The organism is Pseudokineococcus marinus (assembly GCF_013004605.1).
Taxonomy (GTDB): Bacteria; Actinomycetota; Actinomycetes; order Actinomycetales; family Quadrisphaeraceae; genus Pseudokineococcus; species Pseudokineococcus marinus.
Genome location: NZ_JABEMA010000153.1, coordinates 1 through 7,378 on the forward strand (window position 1 = coordinate 1; position 7,378 = coordinate 7,378).

The following is a 7,378-nucleotide window of genomic DNA, read 5'->3' on the forward strand; positions in this document are numbered from 1 at the left end:
CGCCCGGCGGCACCGCGGTGGGGGGTCCTGCGGCGGGCGGTCCCGCGGGGGGCGCCCCGTCCGGGGCCGCCACCCGGGGCAGCGGACCGGTCGCCGTCGCCGCCGGGCTCTCCTGGCGCAGGTCGCGCAGGAGGGCGACGCACAGCGCCACCATGACGACGAGGAAGGGCGCCGCCGCGATGATCGTGAGGTTCTGCAGCGCCGTCAGCCCGCCCGCGTAGAGGAGCACGATCGCGACGACGCCGGTCATGGCCCCCCACGCGGCGGTCAGCCACCGCGGCGGGTGGTCGACGCCGTAGCTCGACAGCGAGCCGAGCACGATGCTCGCCGCGTCGGCGCCCGAGACGAAGAAGATCGCCACGAGCACCACGACGAGGACCGACGTCGCGCCCGCCCAGGGGAACTGCGCGAGCAGCGAGAACATCTGCTCCTCCTGGCTGCTGCCGTCGAGCAGGTCGACCGTGCCGGCGAGCTGCTCGTGGATGGCGGTGCCGCCGAAGACGGAGAACCAGACGACGCTCACGGTCGTCGGCACGAGCATGACGCCGACGACGAACTCCCGGATCGTCCGGCCGCGGGAGATCTTCGCGAGGAAGGCGCCGACGAACGGGGTCCAGGAGACCCACCAGGCCCAGTAGAAGATCGTCCAGCCGGAGAGCCACTCGGTGCCGCCGAAGACGCCGGTGCGCACCGACATGCTGGGCAGCGCGTTGAGGTAGCCGCCGAGCGCGTTGGGCCCCATGTTGAGGATGAAGACGGTGGGCCCGACGACGAAGAGGAAGAGCAGGAGGAGCCCCGCCAGCACCATGTTGGTGTTGGAGAGGTACTTGATGCCGCGGTCGATGCCGCTCACGGCGGACACGACGAAGCAGACGGTGAGCACGACGATGATCCCGACCTGCCAGCCGGTGCCGCTGCCCGCGCCGAAGACCGTCGAGAGCCCGCCGTTGATCTGGGCGGCGCCGAGGCCGAGGCTGACGGCCGACCCGAAGATCGTGGCGAAGATGGCCAGCACGTCGATGACCCGGGCCGTGCCGGCGGCCCGCGGCCCCCGCAGCAGCGGGGCGAAGGCGGCCGAGAAACCGCCGGGCCGGCCCTTGCGGTACGTCGAGTACGCGAGCGCCAGGCCGACGACCGCGTAGATGGCCCAGGGGTGCAGGCCCCAGTGGAAGAGCGTGTAGCTCATCGCCTCGCTGGCGGCCTGCTCCGACCCGGGCGGCACGTCGCCCTCGGGCGGCGTCATGAGGTGCGTCACCGGCTCGGTGACGCCGTAGAACATGAGCCCGATGCCCATGCCGGCCGAGAACATCATGGCGATCCACGACGTCCTCGTGTGCTGCGGACGCTCGTCGTCGCGGCCGAGGCGGATGCGGCCCAGCCGGCTGAAGGCGAGGACCAGCGCGAGGACGACGAAACCGGTCGCGCTGATGACGAAGGCCCAGCCGAGGTTCGAGGTGATCCAGGAGAGCACCTGGCCCGACCCGGCGGCGAGGGACTCGGGGGCCAGCGCCCCGAGGAGGCAGAGCCCGACGACGACGGCCGCCGAGACGAGGAGGACGGGCTTGTCGACCGGCGTCGCGCGCCGGCCCGCTCCGTCCTGGGAGGCGCTCTGGTGGTGACGTCCCTGGTGCTGACGTCCCTGGTGCGGACGTCCTCGGTGAGGTGTTCCTTCGATCCCTGGTCGCACGGACATGCAGGGGTCCTCTCGGGAGGGGCGCTGGGGCGCCCGCGTGGAGGAGCTGAGGGTGGCGGGACGGTAGTCCTGCCGGGCCGCGCGCGGGAGGGCTCTCGCCGAACTCGTGCAGCGGTGGCGCCCGGGGGCGCGGGGGACGGCGCACGAGGTGCGCCGTCCCCGGGGCGGAGGGGCCCGTCAGCGGAAGACGACGGTGCTGTGCCCGTTGAGCAGCACGCGCCGCTGGCAGTGCCAGGTGACGGCGCGGGAGAGCGCGAGCGCCTCGGCGTCGCGGCCGACCGTGGCGAGCGCGGCCGGGTCGTGCGTGTGGTCGATGCGGATGACCTCCTGCTCGATGATCGGCCCCTCGTCGAGGTCCGGGGTGACGTAGTGCGCGGTGGCGCCGACGAGCTTGACGCCGCGGTCGAACGCCTGGTGGTACGGCTTGGCGCCCTTGAAGCCGGGCAGGAACGAGTGGTGGATGTTGATGGCCCGCGCGTGCAGGGCCCGGCACGTGTCGTCCGAGAGCACCTGCATGTAGCGGGCGAGGACGACGAGGTCCGCCTCGTGCTCGCCGACGAGGCGCAGCAGCTCGGCCTCGGCCGCCGGCTTGCTCGCGGCGGTGACGGGCACGTGGTGGAAGGGCAGCCCGGCGGCCTCGGCCATGGGGCGCAGGTCCTCGTGGTTGGACACGACGGCGACGAGGTCGGCGCCGAGGCTGCCCGAGCGCCAGCGGAACACGAGGTCGTTGAGGCAGTGGCCCAGCCTCGAGACCATGACGAGCACCCGCGGCGTCCGCGGCCCGGTGATCTCGAAGTCCATGGCGAAGCCGGCCGCCCGCTCGGCGAAGGCCTCGGTGAGCGCCGCGACGTCGACCTCGGCGTCGGGGCCCACGAAGGCGGTCCGGGAGTGGAAGCGGCCGCTCCGCGCGTCGTCGAACTGCTGGTGCTCGACGATGTCGAAGCCGTGGTCGAAGAGGAAGGACGCGACCGTGCTGACGATGCCCGGGCACTGCGGGCAGCTCAGCGTCAGCACGGCCGGGCTCCGGCCCGGTGCGGGAGCCGCCGGAGGTGCGGCGACGGCGGGGGCGGCGACGGGCGCCGCTGCGGTGAGGGTCACGGGTGCCTCCTCAGCACTCGACGAGGTTCAGGGCGAGACCGCCGCGGGCGGTCTCCTTGTACTTGTCGCTCATGTCGGCGCCGGTCTGGCGCATGGTCCGCACGGCCTTGTCGAGGCTCACGTGGTGGGCCCCGTCCCCCCGCACGGCCATGCGGGCCGCGGTGACGGCCTTGACGGCGCCGACGGCGTTGCGCTCGATGCAGGGGATCTGCACGAGCCCCCCGATGGGGTCGCACGTGAGGCCGAGGTTGTGCTCGAGGCCGATCTCGGCGGCGTTCTCGACCTGGTCGGGCGTCCCGCCGAGGACCTCGGCGAGGCCGGCCGCGGCCATCGAGCACGCCGAGCCGACCTCCCCCTGGCACCCGACCTCGGCGCCGGAGATGGAGGCGCCGGCCTTGATGACCATCCCGACGGCCCCCGCCGTGAGGAGGAAGCGCACGACGTCGTCCTCGCCGGCCCCGGCGCGATGAGTCTGCTGGTAGTGCAGGACGGCCGGGAGGATCCCCGCCGCCCCGTTGGTCGGCGCCGTGACGACGCGGCCGCCCGCCGCGTTCTCCTCGTTGACGGCGAGGGCGTAGAGGGTCACCCACTCCATCGCGCGCAGGGGGTCCTGCTCGTCGGCCTCGGCGAGCAGCCGCGCGTGCAGCGCCGCGGCGCGCCGGCGCACGCGCAGCCCCCCGGGCAGCACGCCCGTGGACCCCAGCCCGTGCGCCACGCACTCCTGCATGACCGCCCAGACCCGGAGCAGCTCGGCGCGCACCTGCGCCTCGGTGCGCCAGGAGAGCTCGTTGGCGAGCACGACGTCGCTGACGCGCAGGCCGGTGCGCCGCGTGATCTCCAGCAGCTCGGCTCCCGTCGAGAAGGGGTGCGCGACGGGCGTGGTGTCCGGGACGAGCGTGCGCGTCCCCGTCTCGTCCTCGTCGAGGACGAAACCGCCGCCGACGGAGTAGGACTCGCGCCTCAGCAGCTGGTCGCCGTTCGCGTCCACCGCCGTGAAGAGCATGCCGTTGGGGTGGAAGGGCAGCCGCCGGCGGCGGTGCAGGACGACGTCGTCGGTGCGGAAGGCGATGTCGTGGCGACCGGCCAGGCGCAGCCGCCCCTCCTGCCGCACGCGCTGGACGAGGGGGGCCGCCGCGACCGGGTCGACGAGGTGCGGCTCCTCGCCGGCCAGCCCCATGACGACGGCGCCGACGCTGCCGTGCCCGTGGCCGGTGGCCCCCAGGGAGCCGAAGAGCTCGGCGCGCACGCCCGCCACGCCCTCGAGCAGCCCCTGCTCCTGGAGCCGGCCGACGAAGCCCCGCGCGGCCCGCATCGGACCGACGGTGTGCGAGCTCGAGGGCCCGATGCCGACCGTGAAGAGGTCGAGGACGCTGATGCTCACCCGCGGATCCGCGCCATCTCGGGGTCGACGAGCGGCTCCGCCGTGACGGTCGCGGCCACCCGGCGGCCGAAGTACTCGACCTCGACGGCGGTGCCGACCTCGGCGGCCGAGGCCGGCAGCCACGCGTAGGCGACGGGCCTGCGGACCGTGTACCCGTAGGCGGCGCTCGTCACGTAGCCGACGGCCTCGCCGTCGACGAGCACCGGCTCGTGGCCGAGGACGACGCTGCGGCCGTCGTCGACGGTGAGGCACACCAGCCGCCGGCGCGCCGTCTCGGCGGAGCGGCCCTCGAGCGCCGCCCCGCCGACGAAGCTGTCGCGCGGCGAGCGCACCGCGAAGCCGAGGCCGGCCTCGTACGGGTCGTGCTCGGTCGTCATGTCCGAGCCCCAGGCGCGGTAGCCCTTCTCCAGCCGCAGGCTCGAGAAGGCCGCGCGGCCCGCGGGCACGATGCCGTGCGGGGCGCCGGCCGCGGCGATCGCGTCCCAGAGCCGCTGCCCCGTCTCGGCGCTCGCGTAGAGCTCCCAGCCGAGCTCACCGACGTAGGACAGCCGCAGCGCGACGACGGGGACGCCGCCGACGACGGCGCGCTTGCCGCGGAAGTACTTCAGCCCGGCGTCGGAGAAGTCGTCGTCGGACAGGGCGGCCATCACCTCACGCGCCTTCGGGCCCCACAGCCCGATGCAGCAGGTGCCGCCGGTGGTGTCGCGCACCTGCACGGACCCGTCGTCCGGCGCCTCCCGGCGCAGCAGGACGGCGTCCTGCGGGCCGTTGCACCCGACCTGGAAGAGCTGCTCCCCGAGCCGCGCGACCGTGATGTCGGACCGGACGCCGCCGGCCTCGTCGAGGACGAGCGTGTAGGTCACCGCGCCGACCGACTTGTCCATCGTCGAGGTCGTCAGACGCTCGAGGAGGGGCAGCGCGCCGGGTCCGGAGACCTCGAGGCGCGTCAGCGGCGTCATGTCGTACATGGCCACGGCGGTGCGCGTCCTCCACGCCTCCACGGCGGCGACCGGCGAGGAGAACATCGCCGCCCACGGCTCGCGGTCCGGCGGCAGCCACTCCGTCGGCAGCTCCTGCACCAGCGGCGCGTTGACGTCGTACCAGTGCGGGCGCTCCCACGCGCCGGCCTCGAGGAAGACCGCCCCGGCCTCCTTCTGCCGGGCGTGGAAGGGGCTGACCCGCACGTCCCGCGGGGACAGGCGCGGCTGCAGCGGGTGGACGACGTCGTAGATCTCGACGAAGTTCTGCTGCGACGTCTCGCTCACGTAGGCGTCCGTCGTCTGCACCTCGGAGAAGCGGTGCACGTCGAGGCCGTGGAGGTCGTGCTCGCTGCGCCCCTCGACGAGGGTCTGCGCGAGCGCCCGCGCCACGCCGGCGGAGTGGGTGACCCACACGGCCTCGGCGACCCAGAAGCCGGCGACGTCGGCCGACTCGCCGACGAGGGAGCCGCCGTCGGGGGTGAAGGAGAAGATGCCGTTGAAGCCCTCCTCGACCTTGACGTCGGCCAGCGAGGGCAGGAGCAGGCGCGAGTCCTCGTAGGCCGGGGCGAAGTCCTCCTCGGTGAAGGGCAGCATCGAGGGCATCGCCGAGGCGCTCACCCCGTCGCCCGCGGGGTCGGCCGGGCTGAGGTCCTCCAGTCGCACCGGCATGGGGCGGTGGGCGTAGGAGCCGATGCCGAGGCGGTCCCCGTGCTCGCGGTAGTAGAGGTCGGCGTCCTGGTGGCGCAGGATCGGCAGCGACGCCTCGGCGCGCTCGTCCGCGCGCCCCACGAGGTCCGGCACCTGGCCGGTCCGGGCGTACTGGTGCGCGAGCGGCAGCAGCGGCACGCGCATGCCGACCATGGCGCCGACCTCGACGCCCCAGAAGCCGGCGCACGAGACGACGACGTCCGCGGGCACGACGCCCTCGGCGGTCCGGACGCCCGTGACGCGCCCGCCGCTCGTCTCCACGTCGAGCACCCGCGTGCGGCCGCGGAACTGCGCGCCGCGCGACTCCGCGCGGCGCATGAGCGCCACGACCGCCCGCGGGGCCTTCGCCAGCCCGTCCGACGGCACGTGGAAGCCGCCGAGCACGCGCTCCCGGTCGAGCAGCGGGTGCAGCGCGACGCACTCCTCGGGCGAGAGCAGCCGCCCGTCGTCGTAGCCCCAGGCCTTCCGCCAGCCGCTCTTGCGCTCGAGGTCGGCCAGCCGCTGCGGCGTCGTGGCCACCTCGAGGCCGCCCACCTGGTCGAAGCACCAGGCGCCGTCGACGTCGAGGCCCTTGAGCTTCTCGACGGTGTACGCCGCCAGGTGGGTCATCGTGCGCGACGGGTTGGTCTGGAACACCAGGCCCGGGGCGTGCGAGGTCGAGCCGCCCGTCAGCGGCAGCGGCCCCTGGTCGAGCACGGTGACCCGCGTCCAGCCGCGCGCCGTGAGCTCGTCGGCGAGGTTGGCGCCGACGATGCCGCCGCCGATGATCACCACGCGCGGCGTCGTGCCGGACGCGGTCCCCGGGGGCGAGGGGGTGGAGGTGGTCATGCGGTCGCTCCCTCGGTGCGCCGGCCGGGCCGGGGGTCGTCGGGCTGGTCGTGCTCGGTCGCGGCGTGCCGGTGCTCGACGAAGGCGTCGAGCAGCCAGTCCGCGAGGTAGCGGGCGAAGGAGGAGCGGACGAGCAGCTCGTACTCGTCGCCGGCGTCGGAGCGGGAGAGCAGGACGACGCCCGCCTGGCCGAGGAGCGTCTGCGCCACCGCGCCCGCGCCGAAGACGCTCGGGTGGGTGTCGATCGAGCAGCCCGCCGCGAGCACGTCGCGGGCGTGGGGGCCAGTGAGCCGCAGCGACACCCGGTGCGCGGAGACGTCGACGGCGGAGCCGCCGAGCGGGGCGAGCGCCGCGCGCAGGCGCTGCTCGAGCGCCTCCGGCCGCGGCTCGTCGGACAGGACGAGCCACTCGTCGGGTCCGAGCCAGACCACGGTGCCCGGGTCGCCGCCGTCGCGCGCAGCCGTCGCCGCCCACGTGCCCGGTCGCACGGGCAGCGGGGTCCCGAGCACCTCCGCGGCGGCGCGCGCGGCGGGGCCGTCGGGGTCGGCGCGGACGACCACCCCGGCCACGAGGGGCTGGAGGGCGACGGCGCCGCCGGTGAGCGCCGTGAGGTCGTCGGCGCGGGAGCCGAGCGGGTGGCGGGGCGTCGGTGCCGGCGCGGCCGCCCGCCCGGGGCCGGGCGGGGCAGGG

Annotated in this window: 5 protein-coding genes; all 5 read right to left on the minus strand. The window is 74.9% G+C overall.

The genetic code is table 11. From position 1 onward, the window contains the following. The coding region (locus HLB09_RS10490; protein WP_171203327.1) for a BCCT family transporter at window positions 1-1,693 on the minus strand (1,693 nt) is incomplete at its 3' end. A gap of 177 nt (window positions 1,694-1,870) precedes the next feature. Beyond that, the gene (gene purU / locus HLB09_RS10495) at window positions 1,871-2,707 is read right to left on the minus strand and encodes a formyltetrahydrofolate deformylase (RefSeq protein WP_171203330.1); all 837 of its coding nucleotides are present in this window, start codon (window positions 2,705-2,707) and stop codon (window positions 1,871-1,873) included. Between the two features lie 94 nt (window positions 2,708-2,801). Then, a complete protein-coding gene (locus HLB09_RS10500) occupies window positions 2,802-4,172 on the minus strand; it encodes an L-serine ammonia-lyase (protein WP_171203328.1) in 1,371 nt (456 codons plus the stop codon). Then, a complete protein-coding gene (locus HLB09_RS10505) occupies window positions 4,169-6,688 on the minus strand; it encodes a GcvT family protein (protein WP_171203329.1) in 2,520 nt (839 codons plus the stop codon). The genes HLB09_RS10500 and HLB09_RS10505 overlap by 4 nt, the downstream gene beginning before the upstream one ends. Beyond that, a partial coding sequence (locus HLB09_RS10510) for a sarcosine oxidase subunit gamma (RefSeq protein ID WP_212770893.1) occupies window positions 6,685-7,378 on the minus strand: 694 nt, incomplete at its 5' end. The genes HLB09_RS10510 and HLB09_RS10505, both read right to left, overlap by 4 nt.